The sequence below is a fragment of the Actinoplanes sp. NPDC049668 genome (assembly GCF_044465445.1).
Classification (GTDB): domain Bacteria; phylum Actinomycetota; class Actinomycetes; order Mycobacteriales; family Micromonosporaceae; genus Actinoplanes.
Map to the genome: position 1 here is coordinate 814,044 of NZ_JBITLR010000001.1, position 13,544 is coordinate 827,587.

The window sequence follows — 13,544 nt, forward strand, 5'->3', positions numbered from 1 at the left end:
CGCCTAGAAGATCACCACCGAGCGGGCGCCCTCGCCGCGGGACATGCGGTCGAAGGCCGCCGGGACGTCGGCCAGGGTGATGCGGTCGGTGATCAGGTGGTCCAGGTTGAGGGCACCGGACATCACGTCCTGCGCCAGCTCCGGCACTTCACGGTCCGGGTCGGACGAGCCGTACACCGACGCGCGCAGCGTACGGGCGCTGTTGAAGATGTCCAGCGCGCTCAGCTCCACCATGTCGTCCGCGCCGCCCATGCCGACGACCGTCACCTGGCCGCCCCGGCGGGTCGTGCGCCAGGCCGCCCGGATCGTCGCCGCGCGCCCCACGCACTCGAACGTGTGGTCCGCGCCGAGCCGCGAGGTGAGCGCCCGGACGTCCTTCGACAGGTTCTCCGAGGAGACCACGAAGTCCGTCGCGCCGGCCGCCTCCGCCAGTGCCTTCTTCGCCGCCGACACGTCGACCGCGATGACCGCCGCGGCCCCGGCCGCCCGGGCCGCCGAGACCACCGACAGGCCGACTCCGCCGAGGCCGATCACCACGACGGACGAGCCCGCCGCCACCCGCGCGGTGTTGCGCACCGCGCCGGTGCCGGTCAGGACCGCACATCCGAGCAGCGCCGCGCTCTCCCAGGCCAGCTCGTCCGGTACGGCGATGACGGCCTTCTCCGGCACCACGACCTGCTCGGCGAACGCGCCGAGCCCGAGCGTCACGTGCACCGGGCTGCCGTCGAGGGTGATGCCGTTCTCCAGCGCCGCCACGTTCGCCGCCGCGCACAGCCACGGCTCGTCGTGCGTGCAGAACCAGCAGGCCCGGCAGGGCGGCGCCCAGTTCAGCGCGACGTGCGTGCCGGCGCGCACCCGGGTCACCCCCGCGCCGGCCTCGACCACCTCGCCGGCCGCCTCGTGGCCCAGCACCAGCGGGTGCGGCGGGCTCAGCGTGCCGTTAACCATGGACAGGTCCGAGTGGCAGACCCCGGCCGCCTTGATCCGGACCCGGACCTGGCCGGGCCCGACCTCGGGCAGGCGCAGCTCCTCGACCGTCGGCGTCGCGCCCTTGTCCCGAACCACCAGGCCTTGCATGTATGGGGTCACCGCTGAATCGCCTTCGTCTGCTGGAATTCGGCGAGGCCGTACGGCCCCAGTTCCCGGCCGAGGCCGGACTGCTTGTAGCCGCCGAACGGCGCGGCCGGGTTGAACGAGCCGCCGTTGACGTCGACCCCGCCGGTGCGCATCCGCCGGGCCACCGCCATCGCCCGGTCCTCGCTGCCCCAGACGCCGCCGGCCAGGCCGTACCGCGAGTTGTTGGCGATCTCCACCGCGTGGTCGTCGGTGTCGAACGGCATGATCGACAGCACCGGGCCGAAGATCTCCTCCTGCGCCAGCTCGCTGGTCGGGTCGACGTCGGCGAAGACGGTCGGCGCGACGAAGTAGCCCCGGTCCGGCACCGCGGCGTCGCCGGCCACCTGCCGGGCGCCGGCCCGGGCGATGAAGCCGCGGACCCGCTCGCGCTGCGCCGCCGATACCAGCGGGCCGAGCCGGGTGGCCTCGTCGAACGGGTCGCCCGTCGAGTAGGCGGCGGTGGCAGCGGCGGCGATCTCGACGGCCTCCGGGTAGCGGCTGCGATGCACCAGCATGCGCGTCCACGCCGTGCAGGTCTGGCCGGAGTTCAGCAGGGCGTTGCCGACGCCGACCTTGACCGCCCTGGTCAGGTCGGCGTCCTCGAGGATCACGTTGGCGGACTTGCCGCCCAGCTCCAGCGACACCCGGGCGATCCGGTCGGCCGCGGCGTGGCTGATCGCCCGGCCGGTCGCCGTCGAGCCGGTGAACGACACCATGTCGACGTCCGGGTGCCCGGCGATCGCGGCGCCGACGACCGGCCCGGTCCCGGTCACCAGGTTGAGCACGCCGGGCGGGAGCCCGGCCTCGTCCGCGGCGTCGAGCAGCAGGTACGCCACCAGCGGCGTCAGCTCGCTCGGCTTGAGCACCACGGTGCAGCCGGCGGCGAGCGCGGCGGCCACCTTGGCGACGACCTGGTGCAGCGGGTAGTTCCACGGCGTGATCGCGCCGACGACGCCCACCGGCTCGTGCACGACCAGCGAGTTGCCGATCGTCTCCTCGCGTACCGGCTCGGCCGCCAGGTCGGCGTACCCCCGGAGCACCGTGAGCGGCAGTCCCGCCTGGACCGCCTTCGCGATCTTGAGCGGCGCGCCCAGCTCGAGCCCGACGGTGCGGGCGATGTCGCCCGCCCGGGCGGCGAGCGACTCGTGCAGCTTGCCGAGCACGGCGCCGCGCTCGGCCATCGAGGTCTCCGCCCAGCCGGGGAACGCCCGGCGCGCGGCCGCGACGGCCCGGTCGACGTCCGCGGCGCCGCCGGCGGGCACGTGGCCCAGGATCTCCTCGGTCGCCGGGTTCTCGACCGGGATGGTGTCCCCGGACGCCGGCGGCGTCCAGGCGCCGCCGACGTAGATCGTGTCGCGCGAGAGGCTCATGTCAGGCTCCCTTTCAGCGAGTCCAGGCCGGCCTTCTTCAGTTCCAGGCCGGCGAGCACGGTTTCCAGGCCGAGGGCGAACGCACCCTCGTCGACGCTCTGCCGCCGCTCGGCCAGCAGGTGTGCGTTGCGCAGATGCGGGTAGCGCTCCTGATACAGCTCGGGATCCTCGTCGAAGCCTAGGGCGAACGAGCCGAGCGCCGCGCCCGTCACGAGATAACGCATCAGGGCGCCGATGTGGGTGGCGCGGCCGGGCGGCCAGCCGGCCGCGATGAGTCCGCCGTAGACGGTATCGGCCATGGCCAGCGCCGCGGGCCGGCGGCCGGGGCCGTGCGCGAGGACCGGGACGATGTTCGGGTGCGCGGAGAGCACCGCGTGGTACGAGTGCGCCCAGAGCCGCAGCGCCTCGCTCCAGTGCTGGTCCTGGAAGTAGGAGACGTCGACCTGCGCGACGACCGCGTCGGCGACGGCGTCCAGGATCTCCGCCTTGGTCGCGAAGTGGTTGTAGAGCGAGGGCCCGGCGACGCCGAGCTCGGTGGCGAGCCGCCGGACCGAGACCGCGTCGAGCCCTTCGGTGTCGACCAGGGCGCCCGCCACCTGCACGATCCGCTCGCGGGTGAGCAGCGTTTGCCGGGGCCGGGCCATTTAACGCTCCTGAAACTCTGGACGGCACAAAACTTACACCGCTAGTTTTATCACGTGGACTTTTCACTCAGCGACGAGGAGAGGGCGGTTCGTGAGACCGCCCGGACATTCATCACCCGCGAGGTCATGCCGCTCGAGCAGGAGGCGCTGCGACGCGAGCGGGCACACCAGCCCGGGCTCGAGCACAGCGAGCTGCGCGAGCTGCAACTCAAGGCGAAGAAGTTCGGCTTCTGGGGCCTGTCGACCCCCGAGCAGTACGGCGGCATGGACCTCCCGGCGGTCCTCCAGTCGCTGATCTGGACCGAGCTCGGCCGCACGTTCGTGCAGTTCAAGTTCGGTGGCGAGGCCGACAACATCCTGTATCACGCCAACGACGAGCAAAAAGCCGAGTACCTGATCCCGACGATCGAGGGCGACCGGATCTCCTGCTTCGCCATCACCGAGCCGGGCGCCGGCTCCGACGCGGCGAACATCAAGCTCAGCGCCCGGCGCGACGGCGACGACTGGATCCTGAACGGGGAGAAGACGTTCATCACGAACGGCAACGACGCCGACTTCGTGATCGTCGTCGCGGTCACCGACCGGGAGAAGGGCGTCCGCGGCGGCGGCACGACCGCGTTCCTGGTCGACCGCGAGATGGGCTGGCGCTCCGAGTTCATCCAGACCATGGGCGAGGGCGGCCCGGCCTCGCTGATCTTCGACAACGTGCGAGTGCCCGCCCGCAACATCCTCGGCGAGATCGGCCAGGGCTTCGAGCTGGGCATGAAGTGGATCGGCAAGGGCCGCTACCTGATCCCGTCGGGCGCGCTCGGCATCGCCGAGCGGGCACTCGGCATGGCGATCGAGTACGCGAACACCCGCGAGACGTTCGGCACCACGATCAGCACCAACCAGGCGATCCAGTGGATGATCGCCGACTCCGAGGTGGAGCTCGAGGCGGCCCGGTGGCTCATCCTGCGGGCCGCGTGGACCGTCGACCAGGGCGAGGACCCGCGGCACGCGTCCTCGATGGCGAAGCTCTACGGCGCCAACATGGTCAACAACGTCGTCGACCGGGTGATGCAGATTCACGGCGGCATGGGCTACACCCGCGAGCTGCCGATCGAGCGCTGGTACCGGCAGGTCCGGCTGATGCGCATCTACGAGGGCACCGACGAGATGCAGCGACTGATCATCTCCCGCGACCTGCTGCGCGGCTACACCAAGATAGGCGGGCACCTGGCATGACCGACTGCATCGAGCGCAGCGAGGAGGGCACGGCATGACCATGTTGTCGCTGGCCGCGATCCTGGCCGAGGGCGCGCGGCGGTATCCGGACAAGATCGCGCTCGTCGATCGCGACGACCGGATCACCTACCGGGAGCTCTGGCAGCAGTCCCTGGCCTACGCCGCGGGCCTGCGGGAGTTCGGCGTCGGTCCGGGCGACACCGTCGCCATCCTGGTCCCCAACGTGGCCGACTTCCCGCGGGCCTACTTCGGCGCGCTCGCGGTCGGCGCGCGCCTCGTCCCGGTCCACCTGCTGCTGACCGCGGACGAGATGGCGTACGTGCTGCGCGACAGCGGCGCCGACGTGCTGGTGGCGCACGCCAGCCAGCTGCAGACGGCGGCCGCCGCCGCGGAGCTGGCCGGCGTCCGGCTGGTGAGCGTCGGCGTGCCGCCCGGCGTGGCCGGCGCGCCGCCGCGGCTGGAGGAGGCCGCGGCCGCCGTGGCCCCGCTGCCGACCTACGTGAGCCGCGAGGCCGAGGACGTCGCGGTGGTCTTCTACACCAGCGGCACCACGGGCGAGCCGAAGGGCGCCCTGCTGACTCACCTCAACCTGGTCATGAACGCGACGGTGAACATCTTCGACGCGAACGACGCGCGCGAGGACGACGTGGTCCTCGGCTGCCTGCCGCTGTTCCACACCTACGGCCAGACCGTCGGCATGAACGGCACCTTCCGGCTGGGCGGAACCCTCGTGCTGCTGGCCCGCTTCACCGGCGAGGCGGCGATCGACCTGATGGTCCGCGAGCGGGTGACCGTCTTCCACGGCGTGCCGACGATGTACATCGGCCTGCTCGAGGCGGCGGCGAAAGCGGACAAACTTCCCGAGCTGCGACTCTGTGTATCAGGCGGGGCGTCACTGCCGGTCGCCGTGCTCGAGCGGTTCAGCGGGCTCTTCCGCTCGACGGTCTTCGAGGGCTACGGCCTGTCCGAGACGTCGCCGACGGCGACCACCAATCAGCCCGCCTTCGGCACCCGCGCGGGCTCGATCGGGCACCCGATCTGGGGCGTCGAGGTGGAGATCGCCCGGGCCGAGGTCGACGAGCGCATCGAGCTGCTGCCGGTCGGTGAGCTCGGCGAGATCGTGATCCGCGGCCACAACGTCTTCGCGGGCTATCTGAACCGGCCCGAGGAGACCGCGGCGGCGGTGGTCGACGGCTGGTTCCGCAGCGGCGACCTGGGCGTCAAGGACGCCGAGGGCTTCATCACGATCGTCGACCGCAAGAAGGACCTGGTCATCCGGGGCGGCTTCAACGTCTACCCGCGCGAGGTGGAGGAGGCCCTGGCCCGGCACCCGGCCGTGGTGCAGGTCGCCGTGATCGGGGTGCCCGACGAGGTGCACGGCGAGGAGATCTGCGCCGTCGTGGTGGCGGGCCCCGACGGCGTCACCGAGCAGGAGCTCATCGACTGGTCGAAGGAGCGGCTGGGCCGGCACAAGTACCCGCGCCAGGTCCGGTTCGTCGACGCCCTGCCGATGGGGCCCAGCTTCAAGGTCCTCAAGCGCGAGCTACGCAAGACCTTCGGATCTTAGGGAGGCCAGCAGCCCGGGCAGCTCCGCCACGATCGGCTTGTCCGCCGGCAGCCACGGGACGCTGTCCAGCTCGCCGGCGGACAGCCAGCGCATCGCCGAGTGCTCGAGGGCGCGCGGCCGGTCGCCGTTCAGCAGCGTCACCGCGTAGACCCGCAGGACGGCGCGGCCGTGCGCCAGGGGGACGTCCGGGCCCACCCGGGCGTCCACCCGGACCCGCACGCCGAGCTCCTCGGCGCACTCCCGGGCCAGCGCCTGCGCGTCGGTCTCGCCGGGCTCGACCTTGCCGCCCGGGAACTCCCAGCGCCCGGCGGCCTCAGGCGGTGCGGAGCGCTCGCAGGCGAGCACCCGTCCATCGATCACGATCACTGCCGCGACAATCACTCTGGGTGACGTCCGGCCGCTGACGTGGTGTTCGTGACGCATGAGCCAAGAGCGTGCCACAAAACTTGCCCGATCAGGTTGCCCGAGCCGTCCCGATCGTCACGAGAACACGGATATGTGGGCGTGGACATAGTTGACGGGGAAGGCAAGACTGTGTGGCACCGACCATGACGACACGGCGACAGTTTGGCCACAAGCCGGCAACGACGCCAGGGAGGTGGGCCATGCGGGGCAGGAAAACACGCGGCATCCGCTCCGACTACTTGAGCGATGCCCTCGCGGTGCTCGGCGGCTGGACCCGTGACGGCGTCCAGCTCAAGCGCGTGCTCGCCTGCGACGACAGCCAGCACGCCGCCCTGACCGAACGGATCAAGGTCGCCGCCGACACGCTGCGCCTGCGCCCCAGCATCCGGCGCATGGACGGTCACACGCAGATCCTGCTCGGCGCGCCGGACGGCGTGGCCATCACCGACGGTGAGGTCACCCTCGCGGCCCGGATCGAGGATGCGTACCGCACGGTGGTCGGGCCCCAGTAGCCTTTCGAGCATGACGGCACCCATTTACGACAGCAAGGGCCAGCTCGATCAGATCGCGAGCGGTCTGCTCGAGGGTGAGCAGATCATCGCGGTGTACGACGCGGTCGGCGCCGGCACCGGCTTCCTCGGGCTCACCACCCGCCGCGTGATCATCCAGGACCGATCGTTCATCGGCAAGCGCGTCGCGATCACCAGCATCCCGTACTCCAAGGTGAGCAGCGTCAGCGTCGTCAGCAACAAGAGCTGGGCCGGTCAGTTCTTCTCGACCGGCACCATCGCGATCACGGTCGGCACGCACAGCTACGAGGTCGAGTTCCGTGGCACGGAGAAGACCCAGCACGCCCACAACGTGATCCTGCACTACATCTCGTAAACCGCCCCGCCGCGCCCTTCCGGCCCGCACGCCCGCTTTGTCCCGGGCTGCGGGCCGAGCTTCTTGCGCGATGAACAAAAGTCCAAGCAGGACGGACGAAAGTATGGACAGTCGCGGCGTAAGTTACTAACGTTTGCACACTGTTACATGCAAGTAACAGGTGGCGAGATCATCCCCGGGGTCTCGGCGCCTGGCCAGGGCTCGGCGTATCGGCGCAAGGTAGCCCACACCTGGCAACTCCCCTACGTCAGGAAAGGGACTGGACCCCTATGTCCGTCAGACATCGAACTATGCCCAGATTTCGATGTGCAGCGGGTGCCGCGCTGCTCATCGCCGCGAGCCTGGTCGCCACGGCCGCGCCCGCGCAGGCACACGACATAAACCCCGCCGACTTCCAGCAGGTGACGCTCGCCAAGGGGGTCGCCGAGGTCGGCGAGCCGATGGCCATCGCCGTGCTGCCCGACTCCTCGGTGCTGCACACCGCCCGCAACGGCACGCTGCGCCGCACCGACCGGAACGGCACCACGACCGTCGTCGGCACGCTGGCGGTGTACAGCCACGACGAGGAGGGCCTGCAGGGCGTCGGCGTCGACCCCGGCTTCGCCACCAACCGGCAGATCTACCTCTACTACGCGCCGCCGCTGAGCACCCCCGCCGGCGACGCGCCGAGCACCGGCTCGGACTGGTCCGCGTGGACCGGCGTCAACCGGCTCTCCCGCTACACCCTCAACGCCGACTTCACCCTCAACACGGCCAGCAAGGTCGACGTCCTGGACGTGCCCGCCGCCCGCGGCCTCTGCTGCCACGTCGGCGGGGACATCGACTTCGACGCGGCCGGCAACCTTTACCTCTCCACCGGCGACGACAGCAACCCGTTCGACTCGGCGGGCTACTCGCCGATCGACGAGCGCACCAACCGCAACCCCGGCTACGACGCGCAGCGCAGCGCCGCCAACACCAACGACCTGCGCGGCAAGGTGCTGCGGATCAAGGTGAACGCCAACGGGACCTACTCCGTACCCGCCGGCAACCTCTTCGCGCCCGGCACGGCGAACACCCGGCCCGAGATCTACGCGATGGGCTTCCGCAACCCGTTCCGGATGAGCGTCGACAAGGCGACCGGCGTCGTCTACCTCGGCGACTACGGCCCCGACGCGGGTGCCACCGACCCGAACCGCGGGCCGAGCGGCCAGGTCGAGTTCAACCGGATCACCAGCCCGGGCAACTACGGCTGGCCGTACTGCACCGGCACGAACACCAGCGCCGAGACCTACAACGAGTGGAACTTCGCCACCGGAACCACCGGTCCCAAGTTCGACTGCGCCGGCGGCCCGACGAACAACTCGTTCCGCAACACCGGGCTGACCAAGCTCCCGCCGGCCCGCCCGGCCTGGATCCGGTACGCGGGCGACGCGGGCAGCCCGCCCGAGTTCGGCGGCGGCTCGGAGTCCCCGATGGGCGGCCCGGTCTACCGCTACGACGCGGGCCTGGCCTCGCCGACCAAGTTCCCGCAGCTCCTCGACGGGCACTTCTTCGCCGGCGAGCTCGGCCGCGGCTGGATCAAGCCGATCCACGTCGGCGCGGACGGCTCGGTCGGCGCGATTTCGAGCTTCCCCTGGGTAGGTAAGCAGGTCATGGACATGGCCTTCGGGCCGGAGGGCTCGCTCTACGTCCTCGACTACGGCACCGGCTACTTCAACGGCGACGCCAACTCCGCGCTGTACCGCTTCGACTACCTGGCGGGCTCGAACCGGGCGCCGACCGCGGCGGCGAGCGCCAGTACGACGTCCGGTCAGGCGCCGCTGACGGTCGCCTTCTCCTCGGCCGGATCCTCCGATCCGGAGGGTGGGGCGCTGACCTACTCCTGGAACTTCGGCGACGGCACCAGCAGCAGCGCCGCGAACCCGTCGAAGACCTACACGGCCAACGGGACGTACTCGGTCACCCTGACCGCGCGGGACCCCGAGGGCCTGACGGGCACGGCGAACGTGGCCATCACGGTCGGCAACACCGCGCCGACCGTAAAGATCAACAGCCCCTTCAACGGCTCGCTCTTCTCGTACGGCGCGACGATCCCGTTCTCGATCACCGTCACCGACCCCGAGGACGCCTCGATCAACTGTGCCGCCGTGAAGATGACCTACGTGCTCGGCCACGACAGCCACGGCCACCAGATCACCTCGCAGAACGGCTGCACCGGCTCGATCACCATCCCGGTCGACGGCGAGCACGACTCGGCGGCGAACATCTTCGCGGTCTTCGACGCCGAGTACACCGACTCGGGCGGCCTGACCACGCACACCCAGCACACGCTGCAGCCGCGGCACCGGCAGGCCGAGCACTTCAAGACCGCGTCCGGGGTCGACCCGATCGGCAAGACCCAGGCCGAGGGCGGCGAGACCGTGGGCAACATCAACAACGGGGACTGGATCGCGTTCGAGCCGTACCGGCTGAGCAACGTCACGTCCTTCACCGCCCGGGTCTCCTCCGGCGGCGCCGGCGGCACGCTGCAGCTCCGGACCGGTTCGCCGACCGGCACGGTGCTCGGCTCGGCCACCGTGCCGGTGACCGGCGGCTGGGAGACCTTCACCGACGTCACGGGTACGGTCAGCGGCGCGCCGGCCAGCACCGGCACCCTGTACCTGACGTTCGCCGGCGGCGCCGGCGCGCTGTTCGACGTGGACGCGTTCACGCTGAACACCGGGGCGGGCCCGATCGTCGGGCTGGCGGGCAAATGCCTCGACGTGGCCGGCGGCGGCACCGCCAACGGCACCAAGATCCAGCTCTACACCTGCAACGGCACCGCCGCGCAGAACTGGACCGTCACCCCGAACGGCCCGGTCAAGGCGCTCGGCAAGTGCCTCGACGTGGCCGGCGGCGGCACCGCCAACGGCACCAAGGCACAGCTGTACACCTGCAACGGCAGCGGCGCGCAGACCTGGGCCGCCAACGCCGACGGCAGTCTGCGCAACCCGCAGTCGGCCAGATGCCTCGACGTCAGTGGAAACAACCCGGCCGACGGCCAGCAGATCCACATCTGGGACTGCCTGGGCGCCGCCAACCAGAAGTGGGTGCTGCCATGATCGGAAAGTTGCTAGCCGCCCTGATGCTGCTGCCCGCGCCCGTGGCGGTGGCCGACGACCCCTACGACGTGCTGGTCTTCTCCCGCACGGCCGGCTTCCGGCACGACTCCATCGCGGTCGGCACCCAGGCCATCCGCGACCTGGGCGCGGCCAACGGCTTCTCGGTGACCGCGACCGAGGACCCGGCGGTGTTCACCGCGGCCGGGCTGGCAAATTACGAGGCGGTCGTCTTCCTCAACACGACCGGCGACGTCCTCGACAACACCCGGCAGGCCGCGTTCGAGAGCTACATCCGCGGCGGCGGCGGATACGTCGGCGTGCACGCCGCCGCCGACACCGAGTACGACTGGCCGTTCTACGGCCAGCTCGTCGGCGCGTGGTTCGCGTCGCACCCGGCGATCCAGCCCGCGGCGGTGGTGGTCGGCGACCGCGCGCACGCCGCGACCGCGCACCTGCCGCAGCGCTGGACCCGCACCGACGAGTGGTACAACTACCGCACCAACCCCCGCTCCACCGCACGCGTGCTGGCCACCCTGGACGAGGGCTCGTACTCGGGCGGCGGCATGGGCGCGGACCACCCGCACGTCTGGTGCAAGACGATGGACGGCGGCCGGTCCTTCTACACCGGCGGCGGACACACCCAGGAGTCCTACGCGGACCCGGCCTTCCGGGCACACCTGCTCGGCGGCATCCGGTACGCGGCGGGGGCGACCAACGCCGACTGCCGCCCGGAGACCGGCTACACGACGCTGTACAACGGCTCGACCAGCGGCTGGTCGCAGGCCGGCCCGGGCAGCTTCGCCAACAGCGACGCGACGCTCACCTCGGTGGGCGGCATGGGCCTGTTCTGGTACAGCGCCAAGCAGTTCACCAGCTACTCCCTGAAGCTGGACTGGCGGCTGGCCGGCGACGACAACTCGGGCGTGTTCATCGGCTTCCCGCCGTCGACAGACCCGTGGTCGGCGGTGAACAACGGCTACGAGGTGCAGATCGACGCGACGGACGCCGCGGACCGCACCACCGGCGCGGTGTACACGTTCAAGTCCGCCGACCTCGCCGCACGCGACGCCGCGCTCAACCCGCCCGGCGAGTGGAACACCTACGAGCTGCTGGTCGAGGGCGAGCGCCTGCAGGTGTTCCTGAACGGCACGAAGATCAACGACTTCACCAACACCGACCCGGTCCGCTCGCTCGCCGGCCACATCGGCCTGCAGAACCACGGCACCGGCGACGACGCCTCGTTCCGCAACATCCGGATCAAGGAGCTGGGCGGGCCACCGGCCGACCGCACCGGCCCGATAGTCGGGCTGGCGAGCAAGTGCCTCGACGTGGCCGGCAGCGGCACCGCCAACGGCACCAAGATCCAGCTGTACACCTGCAACGGCACCGGCGCGCAGCGGTGGACCGTGACCCCGAACGGCCCGGTCAAGGCGCTCGGCAAGTGCCTAGACGTGGCCGGCGGCGGCACCGCCAACGGCACCAAGGCCCAGCTCTACACCTGCAACGGCAGCGGCGCACAGACCTGGGCCGCCAACGCCGACGGCAGTCTGCGCAACCCGCAGTCCGGCCGGTGCCTCGACGTCAGTGGAAACAACCCGGCCGACGGCCAGCAGATCCACATCTGGGACTGCCTGGGCGCCGCCAATCAGAAGTGGGTGCTGCCCTAGTAGTCGAGCACGCGAGTGGGCAGCGGTGTCTCGGTCACCGAGCCGTCCGCTGCCCGCTTGAGCTCGTAGCCCCGCGGGCCCTCCGCGTCGGCAACGACCTCGGCCAGCCGGGTGCCGCGGTAGACCAGCCCGGCGCCGTCGTCGGTCGCGTAGCCGTCACCGAGCGTCCCGTCGCCGATCAGCCTGTGCATCGTCGGCCGGCGCTGCTCCTCCGCGTCGTAGTGCACCCCGTTGCTGTACGGCAGCCAGCCCAGCCCGTCGGTGAACGCCCGCAGGTCGGGTCCGAAGCTGTCGGTGCTGCCGCCCTGGTGCCAGCAGATCGAACCGGCCGAGACGCCGCCCAGCACCACCCCGGCCTGCCACGCCTCGTGCAGGATCTCCTCGATGCCGTGCACCCGCCAGACCGCGACCAGGTTCGCGACGCTGCCGCCGTTGACCCAGATCACGTCCTGGTCGAGCAGGTGCGCGCGGATGTCGTCGTGGTTCGGCATCGGGAACAGCTGCAGGTGCGAGGCCCGGTATCGGGTCTTGGCGAACGCCGCGTAGGTCGCTCCGATGTAGTCGACGGGGTCACCCACCGCCTGGTGCAGGAAGCAGACCTTGGCCGTCTCGCCGGCGTTCGCCAGCTCCGCGGCGAAGTGGTGAATCGGCCCGACCTGCAGGTCGAACAGGCCGTACCGGCCGCGGCGGAATCCGGCGCTCGTGGCGAGGATCGTGGGTTCGTCGGCTGTCATCGCGTCATCATGGCGCACGCGTCGGCCGTGTCGAGAACGAGGTCGACGGCGCTGTCCAGCGCCGCCGCCAGGTGGGCCGGGTCGCCGTCGAGATGGGCGAAGACGGCCTCGACCCGCTCGGCGAAGCGCGGCGGCGCGCCGGGCAAAGCAGCCGCCGCGGCCACCGCGCCCTTCTCGTTGATCAGCCAGCGCCCGGCCGCGCCGTGCAGCGCGTGCGCGCACACCCCCACCAGCCGGAACAGGCAGCCGGCGAGGTAGGCCGAGTCGCCGCGCGGCACCGCCTTGCGTGCCACCCCGACTAGGAAGTCGGCCTCCCACAGGCCGGCGACGAGACTCTCGCTCAGCGCGGGCGGAAAGACCCGGGCCCGCTCCTGCAGCGCCGCCAGCTCGCCGGCCGGGTCGGCCAGGATCACCCCGAGGGCGACCTCACCCGCGTACGCGAAGTCCGGCACGCCGAGTGGGTGGCCCGCCTGCGTGTGGAACGCGTACCGGCCCTGCTCCGCCTGTTCGCACGCCTGCCGGACCCGGCCCACGTCGCGGTAGATCCAGTCGACGGCGGCGCCGTCGACGGTCAGCCAGCCGCCGCCGTCCACCCACGGTCCCCACTCGCCGGGCTCGGTGACCCGCGCCGCCGGGCCGCCGAAGACCCGGGCCAGCTCGGCGAGCGCCGGCACGTCGAGCGGCGTGCGGTAGTAGACGCCCAGGTCGGTGTCGGAGTCCTCGGTGTGCGTGCCCCGGGCCCGGCTCCCGCCGAGCAGGACGCCGGTCACCCCGGAAACCTCGGCCAGGCCCGCGGCGAGCTCGTGCAGCCGGGTATCACTCAACGCCACCCGGTCATCCTGCCGC

The 13,544-nt window shown here is 71.3% G+C and carries 12 protein-coding genes; 6 read left to right on the top strand and 6 right to left on the bottom strand.

Annotation, left to right across the window (positions count from 1 at the left end):
• Window positions 1-3: 3 nt before the first annotated feature.
• The 3 genes from ACIBSW_RS03745 to ACIBSW_RS03755 are packed head-to-tail and all read right to left on the bottom strand — an operon-like array spanning window position 4 to window position 3,130.
• Window positions 4-1,077: an alcohol dehydrogenase catalytic domain-containing protein gene (locus ACIBSW_RS03745; protein ID WP_404799250.1), complete on the bottom strand. Its 1,074-nt coding sequence runs from the start codon at window positions 1,075-1,077 to the stop codon at window positions 4-6.
• Window positions 1,078-1,085: 8 nt separating this feature from the next.
• Window positions 1,086-2,486 (bottom strand): aldehyde dehydrogenase family protein, encoded by a 1,401-nt coding sequence (locus ACIBSW_RS03750; RefSeq protein WP_404799207.1) that lies wholly within the window; start codon window positions 2,484-2,486, stop codon window positions 1,086-1,088.
• Window positions 2,483-3,130, bottom strand: coding sequence for a TetR/AcrR family transcriptional regulator (locus tag ACIBSW_RS03755; RefSeq protein WP_354717302.1), 648 nt, complete (start codon window positions 3,128-3,130; stop codon window positions 2,483-2,485). The genes ACIBSW_RS03750 and ACIBSW_RS03755 overlap by 4 nt, the downstream gene beginning before the upstream one ends.
• Before the next feature lie 54 nt (window positions 3,131-3,184).
• On the opposite strand from ACIBSW_RS03755, the gene ACIBSW_RS03760 reads away from it, so the two are divergent.
• Entirely contained in the window at window positions 3,185-4,357 is a 1,173-nt protein-coding gene (locus ACIBSW_RS03760) for an acyl-CoA dehydrogenase family protein (protein ID WP_354717304.1), read from the top strand.
• 34 nt (window positions 4,358-4,391) lie between these two features.
• Window positions 4,392-5,924, top strand: a complete 1,533-nt coding sequence (locus tag ACIBSW_RS03765) for a long-chain fatty acid--CoA ligase (RefSeq protein WP_354717306.1) — start codon at window positions 4,392-4,394, stop codon at window positions 5,922-5,924.
• On the opposite strand, the gene ACIBSW_RS03770 is transcribed toward ACIBSW_RS03765, so the two are convergent.
• Complete coding sequence (locus ACIBSW_RS03770) at window positions 5,901-6,347, bottom strand: (deoxy)nucleoside triphosphate pyrophosphohydrolase (RefSeq protein ID WP_354717308.1); 447 nt, start codon at window positions 6,345-6,347, stop codon at window positions 5,901-5,903. The genes ACIBSW_RS03765 and ACIBSW_RS03770 overlap by 24 nt on opposite strands.
• A gap of 182 nt (window positions 6,348-6,529) precedes the next feature.
• On the opposite strand from ACIBSW_RS03770, the gene ACIBSW_RS03775 reads away from it, so the two are divergent.
• The 4 genes from ACIBSW_RS03775 (at window position 6,530) to ACIBSW_RS03790 (ending at window position 11,964) form a co-directional block, all read left to right on the top strand.
• Entirely contained in the window at window positions 6,530-6,841 is a 312-nt protein-coding gene (locus tag ACIBSW_RS03775; protein WP_184989288.1) for a pterin dehydratase, read from the top strand.
• 10 nt (window positions 6,842-6,851) lie between these two features.
• A complete protein-coding gene (locus ACIBSW_RS03780) occupies window positions 6,852-7,214 on the top strand; it encodes a PH domain-containing protein (RefSeq protein ID WP_354717311.1) in 363 nt (120 codons plus the stop codon).
• 290 nt (window positions 7,215-7,504) lie between these two features.
• Window positions 7,505-10,297 (top strand): PQQ-dependent sugar dehydrogenase, encoded by a 2,793-nt coding sequence (locus ACIBSW_RS03785; protein WP_354717313.1) that lies wholly within the window; start codon window positions 7,505-7,507, stop codon window positions 10,295-10,297.
• Window positions 10,294-11,964, top strand: coding sequence for a ThuA domain-containing protein (locus ACIBSW_RS03790; RefSeq protein ID WP_354717315.1), 1,671 nt, complete (start codon window positions 10,294-10,296; stop codon window positions 11,962-11,964). Before ACIBSW_RS03785 ends, ACIBSW_RS03790 begins: the two co-directional genes overlap by 4 nt.
• Here the strand turns inward: ACIBSW_RS03790 and ACIBSW_RS03795 are convergent.
• Both ACIBSW_RS03795 and ACIBSW_RS03800 read right to left on the bottom strand, forming a co-directional pair.
• Window positions 11,961-12,698, bottom strand: coding sequence for a peptidase E (locus ACIBSW_RS03795; RefSeq protein WP_354717316.1), 738 nt, complete (start codon window positions 12,696-12,698; stop codon window positions 11,961-11,963). The two genes, ACIBSW_RS03790 and ACIBSW_RS03795, sit on opposite strands and share 4 nt — an antisense overlap.
• The gene (locus ACIBSW_RS03800) at window positions 12,695-13,528 is read right to left on the bottom strand and encodes a nucleotidyltransferase domain-containing protein (protein WP_354717318.1); all 834 of its coding nucleotides are present in this window, start codon (window positions 13,526-13,528) and stop codon (window positions 12,695-12,697) included. Before ACIBSW_RS03800 ends, ACIBSW_RS03795 begins: the two co-directional genes overlap by 4 nt.
• Window positions 13,529-13,544 lie beyond the last annotated feature (16 nt).

What these genes read in the sequence shown, in the direction of transcription:
- ACIBSW_RS03745 (WP_404799250.1), bottom strand. Translation starts at nt 1,077, where the DNA reads ATGCAAGGCCTGGTGGTTCGGGACAAGGGCGCGACGCCGACGGTCGAG.
- ACIBSW_RS03750 (WP_404799207.1), bottom strand. Translation starts at nt 2,486, where the DNA reads ATGAGCCTCTCGCGCGACACGATCTACGTCGGCGGCGCCTGGACGCCG.
- ACIBSW_RS03755 (WP_354717302.1), bottom strand. Translation starts at nt 3,130, where the DNA reads ATGGCCCGGCCCCGGCAAACGCTGCTCACCCGCGAGCGGATCGTGCAG.
- ACIBSW_RS03765 (WP_354717306.1), top strand. Translation starts at nt 4,392, where the DNA reads ATGACCATGTTGTCGCTGGCCGCGATCCTGGCCGAGGGCGCGCGGCGG.
- ACIBSW_RS03770 (WP_354717308.1), bottom strand. Translation starts at nt 6,347, where the DNA reads ATGCGTCACGAACACCACGTCAGCGGCCGGACGTCACCCAGAGTGATT.
- ACIBSW_RS03775 (WP_184989288.1), top strand. Translation starts at nt 6,530, where the DNA reads ATGCGGGGCAGGAAAACACGCGGCATCCGCTCCGACTACTTGAGCGAT.
- ACIBSW_RS03780 (WP_354717311.1), top strand. Translation starts at nt 6,852, where the DNA reads ATGACGGCACCCATTTACGACAGCAAGGGCCAGCTCGATCAGATCGCG.
- ACIBSW_RS03785 (WP_354717313.1), top strand. Translation starts at nt 7,505, where the DNA reads ATGCCCAGATTTCGATGTGCAGCGGGTGCCGCGCTGCTCATCGCCGCG.
- ACIBSW_RS03790 (WP_354717315.1), top strand. Translation starts at nt 10,294, where the DNA reads ATGATCGGAAAGTTGCTAGCCGCCCTGATGCTGCTGCCCGCGCCCGTG.
- ACIBSW_RS03795 (WP_354717316.1), bottom strand. Translation starts at nt 12,698, where the DNA reads ATGACAGCCGACGAACCCACGATCCTCGCCACGAGCGCCGGATTCCGC.